Raw genomic sequence first — 18,074 nt, forward strand, 5'->3', positions numbered from 1 at the left:
ACGGTCTCAGCGCACCACGATGTGCTCGGCGCGCATCGCGTCCTTGACTTCGCCGATCGTCATGTCGCCGAAATGGAACACCGAAGCGGCCAGAACGGCGTCCGCGCCGGCTTCGACAGCCGGTGCGAAGTCGGCGACCTTGCCCGCACCGCCGCTGGCGATGATGGGGATGGTGACCGCGTCGCGCACGGCCCGGATCATCGCGATATCGAATCCGGCCTTGGTGCCGTCGGCGTCCATCGAGTTCAGCAGGATCTCACCGACGCCGAGTTCCTGCCCGCGGCGAGCCCATTCGACGGCGTCGATGCCGGTGCCCCGGCGACCGCCGTGAGTGGTGACCTCCCAACCAGACGGCGTCGCCTCGCCGCCCTCGGGCACCGTCCGCGCGTCCACCGACAGCACGATGCACTGAGAACCGAACCTCCGGCTCATCTCGCTCAGCACGTCGGGCCGTGCGATGGCGGCCGTGTTGACGCTCACCTTGTCGGCGCCCGCACGCAGCATGGTGTCGACGTCGTCGACGGTGCGGATGCCGCCGCCGACGGTCAGCGGGATGAAGATCGCGTCGGCGGTGCGCCGCACCACGTCGAGCATGGTGCCGCGGCCCGCACTGGACGCCGTGACGTCGAGGAAGGTCAACTCGTCAGCGCCCTCGGCGTCGTAGCGCTCCGCGAGTTCCACCGGGTCCCCGGCATCACGCAGATTCTCGAAATTGACGCCCTTCACCACTCGCCCGTCGTCGACGTCCAGACACGGGATGACGCGGACTGCCACGCTCACGGGTGAGTCTCCTTGCTGTTGGTTCGTTCTCGACTGCCGAGGTCCCGGTCGGCGAACTGATCCGGCATCGCCTCGCCGATCACCTCGAGCAATTGTCCATGAAGCAGGCGATTGCCCGCGACGAGTGACGTGGACTGGACGGTCCACGGGTCGCCCGCGAGGTCGGTCACGACGCCTCCCGCGGCGCGCATCAGCGCCGCGCCGGCCGCGTTGTCCCACGCCTTCGCGCTGAACGACACCGCGCCGCCGAACACGCCGGCCGCCGCATACGCGATGTCGGTGCCGGTGGAGCCGGTCATCCGCAGCCGGCCGGCACGGTAGCTGAGGCGGCGCTGCAACTCAGCGCGCGCGGCGCCCGGGACCTCGCCGCGCGCTCGCGCGTTGAACGACCCGAAGCCGATGACGGCCGATTCCAGCGGGCTGTCGGGCACGGGCTCGGCCGCCTCCCCGTCGATGATCAGCGGACCGCCGATATGACCGGCGAAGCGCTGGCCGACCAGCGGGAGTCGGGTGAGCCCGAGCACCGGCACACCGTCGACGGCGAGCGCCAGCAGCATCGCGGCGATCGGCATCCCCACCGAATAGTTGAAGGTCCCGTCGATCGGATCGAGAATCCACATCGCGCCGTCGTCGGGGGCCGGGCCGCCGAACTCCTCGCCGTGGACCTCGATGCCCGTCCGTCGCTCGAGCTTCTCGGCGATGCTGCGCTCCAGCGCGAGATCGACGTCGGTGGCGAAGTCGCCGCGGCCCTTCGCGTGCGTGCCCGGCGAGCCCAGCCCTTCGACGAACAGCCCGGTGACCTCGTCGAGCACCGACTCCCCGGCAGCCAGCAGCTGCGGGTAGTCGCGCGCGTCGACGGCATCGGTCACGGCCGGTTCACCGGCTCCCGGCACCCGCGACGGCGTCGAGCGCCTCGCGCAGTGTGAATCGGCCCGCGTACAGGGCCTTGCCGACGATGGCGCCCTCCACGCCCAGTGCGGTCAGCTCGGCGATCGCGAGCAGGTCGTCGATCTGCGAGATGCCGCCCGAGGCCACGACGGGCGAGTCGGTGGCGCGGGCCACCTGTTCCAGCAGTTCCAGATTGGGTCCGCTCAGCGTGCCGTCCTTGCTGACGTCGGTGACGACGTACCGCGCGCAACCGTCGTTGTTCAGGCGCTCCAGGGTCTCCCACAGGTCGCCGCCCTCGGTGACCCAGCCGCGGCCGCGCACCGTGTACGAGGAGCCGTTGCGCGTCACGTCGAGTCCCACGGCGATCTTGTCTCCGTACTCGGCGATCGCGCGTGCGCACCAGGCGGGGTTCTCGATGGCGGCGGTGCCGAGATTGACCCGCGTGCATCCGGTCGCCAGCGCGGCGGCGAGCGAGGCGTCGTCGCGGATGCCGCCGGACAGCTCCACCTTCACGTCCACTTCGGCGGCCACCTGGGCGAGCAGCTCACGGTTGTCGCCGCGGCCGAACGCCGCGTCGAGATCGACGAGATGCAGCCACTGGGCGCCGTCCCGCTGCCAGGCCAGCGCAGCGTCGCGCGGTGAGCCGTAGGAGGTCTCCGATCCGGCCTCGCCCTTGACCAGGCGAACCGCCTGACCGTCGACCACGTCGACGGCCGGGAGGAGTTCGAGGATGCCCATCAGTTCAGTTTCGCTTTCGGTGTGTACGGTGCTGGCCGCACGTTGTCGTGTCGCGGGGTCGACATGTTTGTGGGGGGTGCTGTGGAGGCGCCGTGTCGCGGGTGTCCGGGCGCGAGCGTCCACCGTCCGGTGCCGCCGGAGCCGGTCACTTCTCCTGTGTTCGCCTGCGTTCCAATTCCGCCCGGCGGGCATCGATCTCCCGCTGCACGCCGGCCAGCATCCGGCGCGAGACGAGGGCGATCGCGACCACCATCAGCACGATGGCGGCGAGGGCGACGCACAGCGCGGCGGTCGGGTACGGTCGCGCCAGCGACAGCACGATCGGCAGCATCACCGCGAGCACCAGCACGCCCGCACCGAGCGAATAGAACACCAGTCTCGCGAACGAGAACTGCTGTGCCGCTTCGCTTGTCTCTTTCACTTACGCGATCCCCCCGATCCAATTCCGCAGCAGCTCGGCGCCGACGTCACCGGACTTCTCGGGATGGAACTGCGTGGCCGAGAGCGGACCGTTCTCGACCGCGGACAGGAACCGTCCACCGTGCTCGGACCAGGTGAGTTTCGGCGTCTGAATCGGCGAACCCGCCGAATCCATCTCCCACGTCTGCGCGGCGTAGGAGTGAACGAAGTAGAAGCGTGCGTCGTCGTCGATGCCGTCGAAGAGCACCGAGTCGTCCGGTGCGTCGACGGTGTTCCAGCCCATGTGCGGAAGCACCTCCGCCGGCAGTCTGGTCACCGAACCCGGCCACTCGCCGCAGCCCTGCGTGTCGACGCCGAACTCGACGCCGTGACTGAACAGGATCTGCATCCCCACGCAGATTCCGAGCACCGGCCGCCCGCCCGCCAGCCGGCGTCCGATGATCCGATCGCCCCGGACCGCCTTCAACCCGGCCATGCAGGCTGCGAACGCACCGACGCCGGGCACCACCAGTCCGTCGGCACCGATCGCGGTCTCGAAGTCGGACGTGATCTCGACCTGCGCTCCGGCTCGCTCCAGCGCTCGCTGCGCCGAGCGCAGGTTGCCCGAACCGTAGTCGAGGAGCGCAACGCGCGGTGAACTCACAGGGCGCCCTTCGTCGACGGGATGCCCGAGGTCCGCGGATCCGGTTCGACGGCCTCGCGCAGTGCTCGCGCGACGGCCTTGAACTCGGCCTCGGTGATGTGGTGCTGGTCGCGGCCGTACAGCACGCGGACGTGCAGGGCGATGCGGGCGTTGAGCGCGATCGATTCGAACGCATGACGGTTGAGGACGGTCGCGTACGACACGACCGGCTTGTCGCCGCCGGAATAGCCGCCGATCACGGCGGTCAGCATGTGATCGGGTTCGCCGGTGTGCACGCAGTACGGTCGGCCCGAGACGTCCACGACGGCCTGGGCGAGCGTCTCATCCATCGGGATCCAGGCGTCGCCGAACCGGCGGATGCCCTTCTTGTCGCCGAGAGCCTGCCCGATGGCCTGTCCCAGCACGATGCAGGTGTCCTCCACCGTGTGATGCGCCTCGATCTCGATATCGCCCTTCGCGTGCACGGTGAGGTCGAAGCTGCCGTGCGCACCGAACGCGGTGAGCATGTGGTCGAAGAACGGCACCGAGGTGTCGATGTCGGTCCTGCCGGTGCCGTCGAGATTGATCTCGACGGTGATCGACGACTCGCGCGTGGTGCGCTCGACGCGGGCGATCCGGGGTTCGTGCTGCGCTGTTGTCACTGCTGCTACTGCTGCTTTCGGTCGGTATCGGCCAGTTCCGCGCTGACGGCCAGGAAGGCGTCGTTCTCGGCTGGTAGTCCAATGGTCGCACGCAGGTGCCCGGGGATGCCGACATCCCTGATCAGGACACCGCGGTCGAGGTAGCGCTGCCAGGTGGCGGGAGCGTCCGCGAACTCGCCGAAGAGGATGAAGTTCGCATCCGACGGCGTCACCGCGTATCCCATACCCGTGAGCGCGGCGGCCACGCGGTCGCGTTCGGCGGCGATCGCGGCGACCGCACCGAGCGTTTCCGACGAGTGCTGCAGGGCCGCCCGCGCGGCGGCCTGCGTCAGCACCGACAGGTGGTACGGCAAGCGCACCAGAAGCAGCGCCTCGATCATGGCCGGCGCCGCGGCCAGATAGCCGAGCCGGCCTCCCGCGAAGGCGAACGCCTTGCTCATGGTCCGCGACACGATCAGCTTGCTGCCGAACTCGTCGATCAGCGAGACCGCGCTCGGCTGCGACGAGAACTCGCCGTAGGCCTCGTCGACGATCACTATGCCGGGGGCCGCGTCGAGGAGACGCCGCAGATCGGCGATCGCGACGCTCCCGCCGGTCGGATTGTTCGGCGAGGTCACGAAGACGATGTCGGGCCGGTGCTCGGCGATCGCTGCGACGGCCTGCTCCACGTCCAGAGAGAAGTCGTCCGCGCGATGGGCGGGGACCCACTGCGTCTGCGTGCCGTCGGCGATGATCGGGTGCATCGAGTACGACGGCACGAAGCCCATCGCCGTGCGCCCGGGCCCACCGAAGGCCTGCAGGATCTGCTGGAGGATCTCGTTGGAGCCGTTGGCCGCCCACACGTTGTCGACCGACAGTTCCACGCCCGTGGCCGCGCTGAGGTACGCGGCGAGGTCCGAACGCAGACCCACCGCATCCCGATCCGGGTATCGGTGCAGATCCTCGGCCGCAGCCGCGACCGCCTTCGCGACGTCGTCGATCAGCGCACGGCTCGGCGGGTGCGGATTCTCGTTGGTGTTCAGCACCACCGGAACCTGAAGCTGCGGTGCTCCGTACGGCGACTTCCCGCGCAGCGAGTCGCGCAACGGGAGGTCGGCGAGACCGACGGACCGGCCCGGACCGGTCACCGTGCTCCCCCGAACCTGGCCTGGACCGCCTCGCCGTGCGCGGGAAGGTCTTCGGCGTTCGCCAGCGTCACGACGCGGTCGGCGATCTCCGCGAGCGCGTCGCGGTCGTAGTCGATCACATGCACTCCGCGCAGGAACGTCTGCACCGACAGGCCGGAGGCGTACTTGGCCGAGCCGGACGTCGGCAGAACGTGGTTGGAGCCCGCGCTGTAATCACCGAGGCTCACCGGCGAATAGGTACCGACGAAGATCGCGCCGGCGCTGGTCACTCTGTCGGCCACGGCCTGCGCGTCACGCGTCTGGATCTCCAGGTGCTCGGCCGCGTACGCGTCGACGACAGCCAGCCCGGCGTCGACGTCGTCCACCAGGACCACCCCGGACTGCGGACCGGCCAGCGCGGTCTTGACGCGCTCGGAGTGCTTCGTGGCCGTCGCCGCGAGTTCCACGGCCTCGTCGACCGCATCGGCGAGCGCCTCGCTGTCGGTGACGAGCACCGCCGCTGCGAGGACGTCGTGCTCGGCCTGGCTGATGAGATCGGAGGCGACGACCGCGGGATCGGCGGAGTCGTCGGCCAGAATCGCGATCTCGGTGGGACCGGCCTCGGAGTCGATGCCGACCACGCCGCGCACGAGGCGCTTGGCCGCGGTGACGTAGATGTTGCCGGGACCGGTGATGAGATCGACCGGGTCCAGGACGCGGCCGTCGGTGTCGTCACCGCCGTAGGCCAGAAGCGCGATGCCCTGCGCACCGCCGACGGCCCACACCTCGTCGACCCCGAGCAGGGCGCACGCGGCGAGGATGGTCGGGTGCGGCCATCCGCCGAAGTCGGCCTGGGCGGGAGACGCGACGACGAGTGAGCCGACACCCGCCTCCTGAGCCGGGACCACGTTCATGATCACGCTGGACGGATAGACGGCGTTGCCTCCGGGAACGTACAGACCCACGCGGCGCACCGGGATCCACTTCTCAGCGACGGATCCGCCGGGCACTACCTGGGTGACCGAGGTCTGGCGTCGCTGGTCTGCGTGCACCAGGCGAGCGCGACGGATCGACTCCTCCAGGGCATCGGCGACCGCGCCGTCGAGGTCGGCCCGCGCCTTGGCGATCACCTCCGCCGGGACGCGAACTGACGCCGGGCGGACCCTGTCGAACTTCTCGGTGTAGTCGAGGGCCGCGGTGGCACCATGCTCAGCGACCGCTTCGACGACAGGAGTGACCGTGGGCAGCACGGCGTTGACGTCGGTTCCGCCGCGCGGCAGCGCACGACGCAGTTGGCTCAGCGTCGGGGTGCTGCCTCGCAGGTCGGTTCGGGTGAGCATGTGTTCTCCACTCCGCTTTCGAGGACTTGAGGGCACTGTCCAGGATATGCGGTCGATGCAAACCGTTTGCGCACCGGCCTCGGAGCCGAAGGCGACTGAACACTCCGCATGCGATTCAGGCCCGTTCGGCGGTCGAACTTCTCGTCGGGCCCGGCCGCCGCGCGGGGTCGCGCTGCATCGGCACGTGCGGAATCCCGTCCTCGACGAACTCCGGTCCGTCGGGGACGTATCCCCACCGTGAATACAGGCCCGCGAGGTGGGCCTGAGCGTCGAGAACACTCGGGCGGTCGGCGATGTAGGCGACGGCCCGATCCAGGAGGGCCCGCATCAGCCCGGTGCCTCGGAGTTCGGGCCGCACGCAGGCCCGGCCGATCCGGTGCCGGGTCTCGCCGTCGGGAAGTCGGTCCAGCAGCACGCGCACAGTGGCGACCGGACTTCCGTCCGCGGGGTCCGCGCACCAGAGGTGGAGAGTGGTGGGCTCCACATCCCGGCCGTCCAACTCGTGGTAGGCGCAGTCCTGTTCGACGACGAAGACCTCCTCGCGCAGTCGCAGCAGACCGTAGAACGTGATCGGGTCCAGTTCGGAGGCGGTCGAGGCGTACACGGTCGGCGTCATTCCACCGATGATGCCCGAACGTACGGACATCTAGGCTCGACCCATGACGAAGACGGCCCCCGGTGACGACTCGGTGGATGCGTATCTCGCTGCTGTCACGGACCAGCGGCGGCGGGACGACGCCCGGCTCGTGGTCCGCCTGTTTCGGGAGGTGACCGGTACCGAGCCGGTGATGTGGGGGTCGATGGTCGGTTTCGGCCGCCACCGCTATCAGACCGCGGACGGACGGTCGCACGAGACTTTCGCGGTCGGTCTCGCGGCCCGGCGACAGGCGCTGACGATCTACGGCGTCACCTATGACGGATCGAATTCCGATCTGCTCGCACGATTGGGGCCGCACAGCACCGGCAAGGGCTGTCTGTACGTGAAGCGTGTCGACGCCGTCGATACCGAGGTATTGCGCGAGTTGGTCGCCCGCGGGTGGCACGCGAACCAGAGCGTGGACGCCGACGACTGTTCGACCCGATAGCGCTCGTCTACGGGCTGCCCCGACAGGTCTGCGGCTTCTCTCACTGTTCTTGTCGGAGGTCGGCCGTATGATTCGGACATAGAAACACACCAGAAGTGTTCTCAGACACTGTGCAGGTCGAAAGGGGGTGGGTTCGATGGACACGTCAGAAGTGCTGCTGCCGGACGACCCGGCCGCCCTCGCCCGCCTGTTGGAGGCTGCGGCGACCAAGTTCGCGTCCCTGCCACTGTCCGCGGTCCCCGAAGACACCCTGTTGCAGACGGTCGAGACGCTCGAGCGTACGCATCGTCGTCTCGACGGTGTCGACGCCGCGGTGTTGGTGGAGGTCTCCGACCGGGCCGTGTATCGCAAAGCCGGGTATTTGTCGGTGCATCAGTATTTGGCGCAGGGGTTGCGGCTCGGTGACGGTGCCGCCCGCCGCCGACGCGTCAGCGCCGCCGGGATCGGACGGTTCACCGACCTGCAAGGCCAAACCCGCCCGCCGGTACTGCCGGCGACCGCGGTCGCGGTGGGCGAGGGTGCGATCGGTGCCGACCACGTCCGCGAAATCGACGCCATCATGGACAAGATCCCCACCGCGGTCGACGCGCAGACCCGGGCACGCGCCGAGGTGCAGTTGGCGTGGGTCGCGCGTGAGTTGAGTCCGGCCGGTGTCCGCACCGCCGGCATCCGACTGCTCGCGCATCTGGATCCGGACGGGACCGTCACCGACGAACGCGACCGCAAACGCCTGCGCGGCTTCACGATCCTGCCCCAGGATCTGCGGCTGATGAGCAAAGTCCGCGGCTACCTCACCCCGGCCCTGCGCGCGGAAATGGAAGCCGCACTGCCGTCGTGGGCCGCGCCGGGAATGAACAACCCCGACGACCCCGACTCCCCGTCAGGGACCGTCGAATCGGCCGACCCGGCCGCTCTGGCGGCCGCGGTGGAGCGCGATACTCGCACGCCGGGGCAGCGCACCCACGACGGTCTGCATGCGCTGCTGCGCGCCTCCCGCACTGGTGTTGGGGGTGGTCGGCGGTCGGGTGATCTGGTCATCACCGTCACCGACCACGAGTTGGCCGAGCAGGCCGGGATCGCGTTGACCGCGACCGGGACCCGGCTGCCGGTGGCGGAGTTGATCGAAGTCGCCGCCACCTCAACCCCGCACCTGGCCGTCTTCTCCGCCCACACCGGACAAGCCCTCTACCTCGGACGAGGACGCCGGCTGGCGTCGCGGGCGCAGCGGTTGATGCTCTTCGCCCGCGACCGCGGCTGCACCGCCCCCGGCTGCGACGCCCCGTTCTCCCGGACGCAGGCCCATCATTTCCCGGACTGGGCCGACGGCGGACCCACCGACATCGACCACCTCGGCGCCGCATGCGGGCGCCACAACCGCTCCGTCGGCCCCCGCCCCGGCCAATGGCAGACCACGATCCTGATCGACGGACCCCACGCCGGCAGAGTCGCCTGGCGACCCACCCCCAACACCAGCCGCGGCGGGACAAGACCGCCCGGGTGGCGGATCAACCAGATCCACCACGCCGAACTGTTACCGGACCACCAACCCCAGCCACCGCCCGAACCCAGCGAATCTCGCATCGAGAACTACCTCGACACCCTCCTGGCCGCCTGACCGGACACACCGGCCGGGCACAGGAGTGCGCGAACACCGTCGTTCACATATCCAAGCCGAAGTCGAGGACCGTGACCGAGTGGGTCAATGCCCCGACGGCGAGGTAGTCCACACCGGTTCTCGCGTAGTCCATCGCCGAGTCCAATGCCAGTCCGCCTGATGATTCGAGCTTCGTCTCGGGCGACCGCGTGTCTCGGCGCTGCACCGCCATCTGCGTCTGCCACGGCTCGAAGTTGTCGAGCAGAACCAGCTGGGGCGCGAGCTCGAGGACCTCGTCGAGCTGCTCCAGCGAATCGACCTCCACCTCCACCGGGACATCCGGCGCCGCAGCGCGGACCGCTTCGAGCGCCTGCGCGACACCGCCCGCGGCGACCACGTGATTGTCTTTGATGAGCGCGGCATCACCGAGACCCATCCGATGGTTCACTCCGCCGCCCGCCCGGACCGCATACTTCTGCAGCGCGCGCATACCGGGCAGCGTCTTCCGCGAATCCCGGATCTGTGCACGCGTGCCGTCCACGGCGTCGACCCACGCAGCCGTCGCCGTGGCGATGCCGGACAGATGGCACAGCAGGTTGAGGGCGGTACGCTCCGCGGTCAGCAACGAGGTCGCCGGGGCACGCAGCGCGAGAGCGACCGACCCGGGTTCGACGCGCGAGCCATCGTCGAGTTGCTCGGTGACTACGTAGTTATCGCTCCCGATCACCTCGTCGAACACGGCCCGGACCACCGGCAGGCCGGCGAGCACGCCGGGCTGGCGGGAGACGATCTTCGCGTCCGCGACCGTCTCCGGTGGCACGGTCGCCAGCGTGGTGATGTCGGGACCGTATCGAAGATCCTCCAGGAGTGCCGTGCGGATCAGAGCGATGAGTTCCTCGTCGACGACGAGATCCAGATCGCCGGTTGCCTGTTGCTGACCGATGAAGGAGTTCACTCCGCCTATTCTCCGCTACCGGGATTGCCGATCGCGATCATCCTCTCCACCGAGCGCCGTGCACGGGCGGCCACATCCGGAGCGACGTGGACTTCGTCCTTGCCCTCGGTGAGGCATCGCAGCAGCGCCGCCGGGGTGATCATCTTCATGTACGGGCAGGCTGCACGATCGTTGACCGGCTGGAAGTCGATCTCCGGCGCCGCACGACGCAGCTGGTGCAGCATGCCGACCTCGGTCGCCACCAGCACCTGCTTGGCGTGAGTGGCTCGCGCGGCGTCGATCATGCCGCCGGTGGAGAGGATCTTGACGCGCTCCTGCGGCACGATGCCCTCGCCCGACAGATAGAGCGCCGACGTGGCGCACCCGCACTCGGGATGAATGAACAGGTCGGCGCCGGGGTGACTCTCGGTCTGTTCGGTGAGTTCATCGCCGTTGATGCCGGCGTGCACGTGGCACTCGCCCGCCCAGATGTGAATGTTGTCGCGCCCCGTCTCACGCTTCACGTGGGCACCGAGGAACTGGTCCGGCAGGAACAGCACGTCCTTGTCCGGATCGATCGACGCGACCACGTCCACCGCGTTCGACGAGGTGCAGCAGATGTCCGTCAGTCCCTTCACCTCAGCGGTGGTGTTGACGTACGAGACGACGACCGCGTCCGGGAACTCAGCCTTCCAAGCACGCAGGTCGTCCGCGGTGATCGAATCGGCGAGCGAGCAGCCCGCTCGCTCGTCCGGGATCAGTACCCGCTTCTCGGGACTCAGGATCTTGGCGGTCTCGGCCATGAAGTGCACACCGCAGAAGATGATCTCGTCCGCATCGGTCTCCGCGGCGATCCTCGACAGTGCGAGCGAATCGCCGACATGGTCGGCGATGTCCTGAATCTCGGGCAGCTGGTAATTGTGAGCCAGGATCGAGGCGTTGCGCGCCTTCGCCAGCCGCTTGATCTCCTCGGCCCACTCGGCCGTCGGCTCCACGCCGCCGTAGGCGGGCGGAATACCGTGGCGGGGGTCGGGCATGCCGAGTTCGGTCTCGGTCCGGGTGATCACGGTTCCAGTAGTCATGACGACTGCTCTCCCATCGCGTGGTCTCGAGCGCGGGCTGTGCGCCAGAGGTTTTCGACCATAGATCGAAAACACCTCGTCATCGTAACACCTGTGATCGACGACGCATTCCCGCCCGGTCGTGACAGCGTTCGGCGGCGACCGTCTCCTAATCTGGATCGCATGGCCGAAACCACCGTGCGCGTCGAGGTGCTCACCGCTGTCTTCCAGGTGCGCGAAACCGACGTCGACGTCCCGGCGCTGCATGTGCTGCTGCATCGGTGCGAGCAGGCCGGATGGGCGTTGCCCGGCGGACCGATCGTTGAGCGCGAGACGCTGGGGGCGGCCGCGCTGAGATGGCTCGGTGCCCGCGCCGGGCTCACTCGGGTGGCCCACCTCGAACAGCTGTCGGTGTTCTCCGACCCGGACCGCGTGCCCGAACAGCGAACCGTCGCATCGACTTTCCTGGCGCTGGTGCCGAGCGATATCCCCGCCGAGACCGTCGCCGATGCCGCATGGTTCGCCGTCGACGAGTTGCCGGAACTGGCCTACGACCACCGCGACGTCATCGACCTCGCACGGCATCGTCTGGCGGGCAAGCTCTCGTACACCAACATCGCGTTCGCTCTGGCGCCGAGCCAGTTCCCGATGTCCGAACTCTCCGAGATCTATGGAGCGGCGCTGGGCTACCCGGTCGACTCGACGAATCTGCTGCGGGTCCTCTCACGCCGCGGAGTGGTCGTGGCGACGGGAACCGTCGGCCACACCGGCCGGACGGGTGGCCGTCCGCCCGCGCTGTATGAGTTCGCGGACGCTCGGATCAGGGTGACCGACGAATTCGCCGCGCTGCGCCCACCCATGTGACGGACCGCACTTCCCCACGTCTCGCCTCAGCGTCCGCTCGGGTCTCCCGGTTGCGAGGGCGGCACGACCTCGCCGCCGTCGGATAATCCGACCGCACCGATCGGCAAGGGCTCACGCATCTCACCGAACTCGTCTGCAGGCAGGTCGCCCACGCCGAGATCGGCGTGCGCGCTCGAGAGGACGCATACGAGATAGACCAGCGCGCCGGCCGTCGGCGCACACAGCAGCAGCACCCAGGCCGGACCGACATCGCCGTCGAGCCAGAGGTTCACCGTCCCGGAGTAGGAACCCGGTACGGACCGCTCGATCTCGCCGTGCGACATCCGGCCGAAACGGTCGGCCAGGTTCAGCGCGAGCGCCGACGTGGCGATGGACATCAGCACCACGAACGCGAATCCGCCGATACCCCTCGACGTGCGCAGCCCGAACCAGGTGGCGAGTCCGATCAGCACACCCAGTCCGAGGCAGAGGAAGGAGAAGATCGCCACCCCGTCGAAGAGCTTCGCCGGGTCGGCCTCGGTCGCGAAACGCATCTGCCCGCCGTGCTCGACGACGACGTCGGGGGCGGGTGCCAACAGCACCCACAGTCCTCCGACCGCCACCGCCGCGGCGAACAGCGCGAGTACGACCGCGACCACCCGGCGCGCGTTCATCGCTGTCCCATCTCCGAGGAGTCGACCGTTCCGTGCCTGGAGCACCGTGCATCCCAACCGTCCGGCCGCACCTGCACCACCATCCGGCGGCCGCACTGGCCGCAGAAGCGCGGCGGCTCCAGGCCGAGTCGCGCCGCTGTGGGGACCTCGTCCGCGGCCTGCAGTTCGAGCTCGATACCGGTGTACACGCCGAAGCGCAGCGGCTGCTGCAGCGGACCGGGGATCACGCTCGTCATGGTCGACGCCTCCTGGAATCTGATGGCCGCGGCGGACGGGCCACGACCTTCGAGGCTACCGGCGCGAGTCACAGCGTGTCATTGAGGGCTTTGATGGGCATGCTCAGGTCGTCGAGCAGATCGAGATCGTCCTCCGCGGGCCGGCCGAGAGTGGTCAGGTAGTTACCCACGATGACGGCGTTGATGCCGCCGAGGATGCCCTGCTTGGCTCCGAGATCGCCGAGGGTGATCTCGCGGCCGCCCGCGAACCGCAGGATGGTGCGGGGCAGCGCGAGCCGGAACGCGGCCACCGACTTCAGCGCCTCCGAGGCCGGCAGTACCTCCAGGTCGCCGAAGGGCGTGCCCGGGCGCGGGTTCAGGAAGTTCAGCGGCACCTCGTCGGGCTCGAGCGCCGCGAGATCGGCGGCGAACTCCGCGCGCTGCTCGAGTGTCTCCCCCATGCCGAGGATGCCGCCGCAGCAGACCTCCATGCCCGCCTCACGCACCATCCTCAGGGTGCCCCAGCGCTCTTCCCACGTGTGCGTGGTGACGACCTTCGGGAAGTGGCTGCGCGCGGTCTCCAGATTGTGGTTGTAACGGTGGACACCCATCGCTGCGAGCTCGTCGACCTGCTCCTGCGTGAGCATGCCCAGGCTGCAGGCGATCTGGATGTCGACCTCGTTGCGGATGGCCTCGATGCCCGCGGCGACCTGAGTCATCAGTCGCTTGTCCGGTCCACGCACGGCGGCGACGATGCAGAACTCCGTCGCTCCGGTCTTGGCCGTCTGCTTGGCCGCCTCCACGAGCGACGGGATGTCGATCCAGGCGCTGCGGACCGGAGAGGCGAACAGTCCCGACTGACTGCAGAAGTGGCAGTCCTCCGGGCAGCCGCCGGTCTTGAGCGAGATGATGCCCTCCACTTCCACCTCGGGACCGCACCACCGCAGCCGCACATCGTGTGCGAGCTGCAACAGTTCGGTGAGGCGGTCGTCGTCGAGCTGCAGGACGCGCAGGACCTGGTCCTGACTCAGTCCCTCGCCGCGCTCCAGGACCTGCTCGCGCGCGACGGCGAGGATGTCGGCGGTGTCCGCGGCTGCCGGGGCTGAGGTGTCGGCGGTCGTGGTCATGGGGAGATCTCCTTCGTGAATGGGTGTGAAGTTCTAGGAACGTGCCGGTGACGCACCGGGTGAGGGCGTATCTCCCTCGGCCGGCGCTGTGCGGCACGTTCTCGGCGTCATGAACAGGTCGCGTCCACGCGGAACAGCGAGGCGTCGACCCACGTCGGTGCGGCGACGCGGAAGTCGTCGGCCGGCGACCGCCCGACCCCTGCGGGGACGGTCGCGACGATCGGCGCTCCCGTCAGCCGTGGAAGATCGGCGAGGTTGCACCGCATCGCGAGATCCGGTTCGTCCGGCCAGGAACCGATCACCAGACCGCGCAGTGTCACCCCGGCTGCGGCGATCGCCCGCGCGGTGAGTTCGGTGTGGTTGAGCGTTCCGAGCCCCGGGTCCGCGACCACCAGCATCTCCGCGCCGAGTCGCCGGGCGACGTCGAGCACGGTCAAGTCCGGCCCGAGCCGCACCAGCACGCCGCCCGCACCTTCCACCAGCACCAGATCGGTGACGGCGGCGAGTTCCTCGGTCGCCGAGGCGATCGCATCGAGTGTCACCGGCTCCATCCCGGCCCGCGCAGCGGCGGTCTCGGGGGCCAGCGGCTCGGGATACCGTGCCGGCTCGCGCACCGGGATCTCTCCGGCGAGGCGGCGCACCTCGTCGAGGTCGCCCGGTTCGCCGGGCGCGACCCCCGTCTGCGCGGCCTTGCACACGCCGACGCGGAGTCCGGCGGCCTGGGCGGCGGCCGCCAGCGCGGCGACCGCGACCGTCTTGCCGACATCCGTCGACGTGCCGGTGACGACCATGATCCGCGCGGTCATGCGGCCTCCACCACCCGGCGCAGCGCGCCGGTCACGACCGAGGCCACGTAGTCGAGGTCGGCGTCATCGAGGTCGGCGCGGACGGTCAGGCGCAACCGCGAAGTGCCCTCGGGCACCGACGGCGGTCGAAAGCATCCGACGAAGACGCCCTGCTCCCGGCACAGCGAGGCGGCGTCGACCGCGGCCACCGGGTCGCCCACGATCAGCGACACCACTGCGGCGTCGGGGATCTCGCCACCGCAGGCGGCGGCGAGGCGGCGCACTCCGGCGCGGAGCCGATCGGGCATCTGCGGATCGCCGCGCAGAATGCGCAGCGCCGCATGTGCCGCCCCGACGGCGGCCGGGTTGAGACCGGTGTCGAAGATGAAGGTCCGGGCATGGTCGATGAGATGCTCGCGGAGCAGATGCGTGCCGAGGACGATGCCGCCCTGTGCACCGAGCGACTTCGACCCGACCGTCGTGATCACCAGACCGGGAGCGCCGGACAGTCCCTGTTCGGCCGCCACTCCCCGCCCGCCGGGGCCGCGCACGCCGAGGGCGTGCGCCTCGTCGGCGAGCATGATCGCGCCGTGCCGAGTCGCCGCATCGTAGTACTCGCGGAGCGGAGCGATCCGGCCGTCGATGCTGTAGATCGAATCGGTCACGACCAGCGCGCGTTCCTCCGACCGTGCGGCCAGCACCCGCTCCACAGCGTCGGCGTCGCCGCGCGGAACCACTTCCACGCGCGCCCGCGACAGCCGGCATCCGTCGATCAGCGAGGCGTGCGCTCCGGTGTCGCTCACGATGAGATCGCCCCTGCCCACGAGCGCGGTGATCGCGCCGACATTGGCCAGATACCCGGACGAGAAGGCCAGGGCGGCTTCGAAACCCAGGAACTCAGCGAGGTCGTTCTCGAAGTCGATGTGCGCCTGCGTTGTCCCCGCGACCAGACGGGAGGCGGTGGAGCCCGCACCCCACCGGTCGAGTGCGGCGTGCGCCCCGGCGATCACGTCCGGATGGCTCGACAGCCCGAGGTAATCGTTGGACGCGAGGTTGATCTCGGTCGCTCCGGCCTGGCGCACCACGGGTTCCCGGTGCAGTCCCGCGTTCAGAGTCCGCGCGGCGATGTCCGCCAGCCACGGTGCGCTCATGATGCCAACTCCTCGTCCTCGTGTGCGACCGCCTCCACCGACGCCTTCGCCGCCGCGGTCATGCCTGCTGTCAGCGCGTCGATCTGTGCATCGGTGATGATGTACGGCGGCATGGCATAGATCAGGTTTCGGAACGGCCGCACCCACACTCCGCACGCGATCGCCGCGTCGGTGGCCGCAGCGACGTCGACCTCGCGATCGAGTTCGATCACCGCGATCGCCCCCAGTGTGCGTACGTCGGCGACGCCTGCCGCCTCGGTCAACGACGCCAGTCCCGCGCTGAGCCGGCGGCCTATCTCCGGAACCCGCGTCCGCCAGTCCGATTCGGCGAGCACCTCCAGGGACGCACAGGCGACCGCGCAAGCCAGCGGATTGGCCATGAAGGTGGGTCCGTGCGCCAGACCTCCCGCCTCGCCGCGGCTGATGGTCGCGGCGATCTCATCGGTGGTGAGGGTGGCAGCCAGCGTCAGGTAGCCGCCGGTCAGCGCCTTCCCCACGCACATGATGTCGGGGCTGACGCCCGCGGCGTCGACCGCGAAGAGTGTTCCGGTCCGGCCGAAGCCGGTGGCGATCTCGTCGCAGATCAGCAGGATGTCGTGGCGATCGCACAGTCGCCGCAGCCCCGCGATCAGCGAGGGCGAGTGGAACCGCATCCCGCCGGCACCTTGGACCACCGGTTCGACGATCACTGCGGCCAGTCGATCGCGATGCAGTTCGAGTTGCGCGTCGAACATGGTCAGGTAGGCCTCGTCGGCGGACGCACCCGCACGCGCGTCCGGGGGCGCGGGGACGAAGACCTGCTCGGCGATCACTCCGCGCCACATCGAGTGCATGCCGCCCTCGGGATCGCAGACGCTCATGGGCGCGAAGGTGTCGCCGTGGTAGCCGCCCCGCCAAGTCAGCAGGCGGTGCTTCTCGCTGCGCCCGCGACTGCGCCAGTACTGCACCGCCATCTTCACCGCGACCTCCACCGACACCGAACCGGAGTCGGCGAAGAAGACCTTCTGGAGCGGATCGGGAGTCAGGCCCACCAGCGTCTGCGCCAGTCTCGCCGCGGGCTCATGTGTGAGCCCGCCGAACATCACGTGCGACATACGACCGGCCTGTTCGGCGAGCGCCGCGTCGAGTCGCGGGTGACGGTAGCCGTGAACGGCCGACCACCACGAGCTCATCCCGTCGATCAGTTCGGTGCCGTCGGCGAGCCGGATGTGCACGCCCGCGCAGTCCCGCACCACCAGCGGCCGCGTACTGGACGGGAAGCCGCCGTACGGGTGCCAGACGTGCTTCGCATCGATCTGCGCGATGGTGGTCTGGTCCATACCGGCCTCCTGTTCGTTGCACATCCCACACGGATTCCTCGATTCCTGGACACCGTACAGGACGTCCTGAACGATGTACAGGAGACGCCTGTACGACGTACAGGGCAGGTCAGGATAGGGTGGCGGTGTGAGCAACACGAGATCGGACATTCTCGCTGCGGCGCGGGCCATCCTCGCCGAGCACAGCCTCGCCGATCTCACGATGCGGCGGCTGGCATCAGATCTCGGCGTCCGGCCGAACGCGCTGTACTGGCACTTCCCGAACAAGCAGTCGATGCTCGCCGCGCTCGCCGAAGACATCCTCTCGACCGTTCCCGGGGCGTCCGAGGACATCGACTGGCTCGCCGATCTGCACCGGTTGGCGACGGACATGCGCCAGGCGCTGCTCGCCGTCCCGGACAGCGCCGAGGTGGTCTCCTCGGCTTGGGCGTCGGGACTGGCCGACCGCGGCATCGAGACGGTGATCGCCGACATCGCCGCCCGCGGCGGCCTCGACCGCCAGGCCCAGTCGGGTCTGGCGACGGCCATCTGCCAGCTGACCATCGGTCTGACGATCGAGGAGCAGACCCGGACACAGATGGAGCGGCTCGGCGTCACCGGACCGTCCGGCCGGGTCTTCGACGCGGAGTTCGACGACGCGCTCGAGGTGATCCTCGACGGCGCCCGGGCCCGCAGCGCCGCACAGACGCACTGACCCGCGCACCGCACCCGCCGCAGGCCGAGATTTCGT

The 18,074-nt window shown here is 69.3% G+C and carries 21 protein-coding genes; 4 read left to right on the forward strand and 17 right to left on the reverse strand.

The window, feature by feature from the left end:
- Positions 1 to 6: 6 nt before the first annotated feature.
- The 9 genes from hisF to P5P27_RS11045 all read right to left on the reverse strand — a co-directional run bounded on the left by hisF (position 7) and on the right by P5P27_RS11045 (position 7,202).
- Entirely contained in the window at positions 7 to 780 is a 774-nt protein-coding gene (gene hisF / locus P5P27_RS11005) for an imidazole glycerol phosphate synthase subunit HisF (protein ID WP_045538819.1), read from the reverse strand.
- Positions 777 to 1,649 carry an inositol monophosphatase family protein gene (locus P5P27_RS11010; protein WP_278123967.1) on the reverse strand — a complete coding sequence of 291 codons (873 nt, stop codon included), beginning with the start codon at positions 1,647 to 1,649 and terminating at the stop codon, positions 777 to 779. Before P5P27_RS11010 ends, hisF begins: the two co-directional genes overlap by 4 nt.
- Before the next feature lie 7 nt (positions 1,650 to 1,656).
- Positions 1,657 to 2,406: a bifunctional 1-(5-phosphoribosyl)-5-((5-phosphoribosylamino)methylideneamino)imidazole-4-carboxamide isomerase/phosphoribosylanthranilate isomerase PriA gene (priA, locus tag P5P27_RS11015; protein ID WP_222111388.1), complete on the reverse strand. Its 750-nt coding sequence runs from the start codon at positions 2,404 to 2,406 to the stop codon at positions 1,657 to 1,659.
- Positions 2,407 to 2,551: 145 nt separating this feature from the next.
- Positions 2,552 to 2,827: a hypothetical protein gene (locus P5P27_RS11020; protein ID WP_006895378.1), complete on the reverse strand. Its 276-nt coding sequence runs from the start codon at positions 2,825 to 2,827 to the stop codon at positions 2,552 to 2,554.
- A complete protein-coding gene (gene hisH / locus P5P27_RS11025; RefSeq protein WP_006895377.1) occupies positions 2,828 to 3,469 on the reverse strand; it encodes an imidazole glycerol phosphate synthase subunit HisH in 642 nt (213 codons plus the stop codon).
- Positions 3,466 to 4,110, reverse strand: coding sequence for an imidazoleglycerol-phosphate dehydratase HisB (gene hisB, locus P5P27_RS11030; RefSeq protein WP_045538827.1), 645 nt, complete (start codon positions 4,108 to 4,110; stop codon positions 3,466 to 3,468). The genes hisH and hisB overlap by 4 nt, the downstream gene beginning before the upstream one ends.
- 5 nt (positions 4,111 to 4,115) lie before the next feature.
- Positions 4,116 to 5,237: a histidinol-phosphate transaminase gene (locus P5P27_RS11035; RefSeq protein ID WP_006895375.1), complete on the reverse strand. Its 1,122-nt coding sequence runs from the start codon at positions 5,235 to 5,237 to the stop codon at positions 4,116 to 4,118.
- Entirely contained in the window at positions 5,234 to 6,556 is a 1,323-nt protein-coding gene (gene hisD, locus P5P27_RS11040) for a histidinol dehydrogenase (protein WP_278123969.1), read from the reverse strand. The genes P5P27_RS11035 and hisD overlap by 4 nt, the downstream gene beginning before the upstream one ends.
- 115 nt (positions 6,557 to 6,671) lie before the next feature.
- Entirely contained in the window at positions 6,672 to 7,202 is a 531-nt protein-coding gene (locus P5P27_RS11045; protein WP_278123971.1) for a GNAT family N-acetyltransferase, read from the reverse strand.
- A 13-nt stretch (positions 7,203 to 7,215) separates the two neighbouring features.
- Here P5P27_RS11045 and P5P27_RS11050 point away from each other — a divergent pair, with 13 nt between their 5' ends.
- Together P5P27_RS11050 and P5P27_RS11055 are read left to right on the forward strand one after the other, a co-directional pair.
- On the forward strand, positions 7,216 to 7,641 hold the full coding sequence (locus tag P5P27_RS11050) for a DUF1801 domain-containing protein (protein ID WP_278123972.1): 426 nt from the start codon (positions 7,216 to 7,218) through the stop codon (positions 7,639 to 7,641).
- 136 nt (positions 7,642 to 7,777) lie between these two features.
- Entirely contained in the window at positions 7,778 to 9,256 is a 1,479-nt protein-coding gene (locus P5P27_RS11055; protein ID WP_278123974.1) for an HNH endonuclease signature motif containing protein, read from the forward strand.
- A 43-nt stretch (positions 9,257 to 9,299) separates the two neighbouring features.
- On the opposite strand, the gene nadC is transcribed toward P5P27_RS11055, so the two are convergent.
- Both nadC and nadA read right to left on the reverse strand, forming a co-directional pair.
- Complete coding sequence (nadC, locus tag P5P27_RS11060; protein WP_006895371.1) at positions 9,300 to 10,190, reverse strand: carboxylating nicotinate-nucleotide diphosphorylase; 891 nt, start codon at positions 10,188 to 10,190, stop codon at positions 9,300 to 9,302.
- Positions 10,191 to 10,195: 5 nt separating this feature from the next.
- The gene (nadA, locus tag P5P27_RS11065; RefSeq protein ID WP_278127439.1) at positions 10,196 to 11,206 is read right to left on the reverse strand and encodes a quinolinate synthase NadA; all 1,011 of its coding nucleotides are present in this window, start codon (positions 11,204 to 11,206) and stop codon (positions 10,196 to 10,198) included.
- Between the two features lie 207 nt (positions 11,207 to 11,413).
- Between nadA and P5P27_RS11070 the strand changes: the two genes are divergently transcribed.
- A complete protein-coding gene (locus tag P5P27_RS11070; protein ID WP_045540271.1) occupies positions 11,414 to 12,094 on the forward strand; it encodes an NUDIX hydrolase in 681 nt (226 codons plus the stop codon).
- A 26-nt stretch (positions 12,095 to 12,120) separates the two neighbouring features.
- On the opposite strand, the gene P5P27_RS11075 is transcribed toward P5P27_RS11070, so the two are convergent.
- The 6 genes from P5P27_RS11075 to P5P27_RS11100 form a co-directional block, all read right to left on the reverse strand.
- A complete protein-coding gene (locus tag P5P27_RS11075) occupies positions 12,121 to 12,747 on the reverse strand; it encodes a DUF2567 domain-containing protein (RefSeq protein WP_045540273.1) in 627 nt (208 codons plus the stop codon).
- Positions 12,744 to 12,983: a biotin synthase auxiliary protein BsaP gene (gene bsaP, locus P5P27_RS11080; RefSeq protein WP_045540275.1), complete on the reverse strand. Its 240-nt coding sequence runs from the start codon at positions 12,981 to 12,983 to the stop codon at positions 12,744 to 12,746. The genes P5P27_RS11075 and bsaP overlap by 4 nt, the downstream gene beginning before the upstream one ends.
- Positions 12,984 to 13,051: 68 nt before the next feature.
- Positions 13,052 to 14,089 carry a biotin synthase BioB gene (bioB, locus tag P5P27_RS11085; protein ID WP_045540277.1) on the reverse strand — a complete coding sequence of 346 codons (1,038 nt, stop codon included), beginning with the start codon at positions 14,087 to 14,089 and terminating at the stop codon, positions 13,052 to 13,054.
- Positions 14,090 to 14,196: 107 nt separating this feature from the next.
- Positions 14,197 to 14,895 (reverse strand): dethiobiotin synthase, encoded by a 699-nt coding sequence (gene bioD / locus P5P27_RS11090; protein ID WP_222111699.1) that lies wholly within the window; start codon positions 14,893 to 14,895, stop codon positions 14,197 to 14,199.
- Positions 14,892 to 16,025, reverse strand: coding sequence for an 8-amino-7-oxononanoate synthase (locus P5P27_RS11095; protein ID WP_278123979.1), 1,134 nt, complete (start codon positions 16,023 to 16,025; stop codon positions 14,892 to 14,894). Before P5P27_RS11095 ends, bioD begins: the two co-directional genes overlap by 4 nt.
- Positions 16,022 to 17,344 (reverse strand): adenosylmethionine--8-amino-7-oxononanoate transaminase, encoded by a 1,323-nt coding sequence (locus P5P27_RS11100; RefSeq protein WP_278123981.1) that lies wholly within the window; start codon positions 17,342 to 17,344, stop codon positions 16,022 to 16,024. Before P5P27_RS11100 ends, P5P27_RS11095 begins: the two co-directional genes overlap by 4 nt.
- Before the next feature lie 127 nt (positions 17,345 to 17,471).
- Between P5P27_RS11100 and P5P27_RS11105 the strand changes: the two genes are divergently transcribed.
- Positions 17,472 to 18,038 (forward strand): TetR family transcriptional regulator, encoded by a 567-nt coding sequence (locus P5P27_RS11105; RefSeq protein WP_006895361.1) that lies wholly within the window; start codon positions 17,472 to 17,474, stop codon positions 18,036 to 18,038.
- Positions 18,039 to 18,074 lie beyond the last annotated feature (36 nt).

Origin of the sequence: Gordonia sihwensis (genome assembly GCF_029632925.1) — a bacterium.
Classification (GTDB): domain Bacteria; phylum Actinomycetota; class Actinomycetes; order Mycobacteriales; family Mycobacteriaceae; genus Gordonia; species Gordonia sihwensis.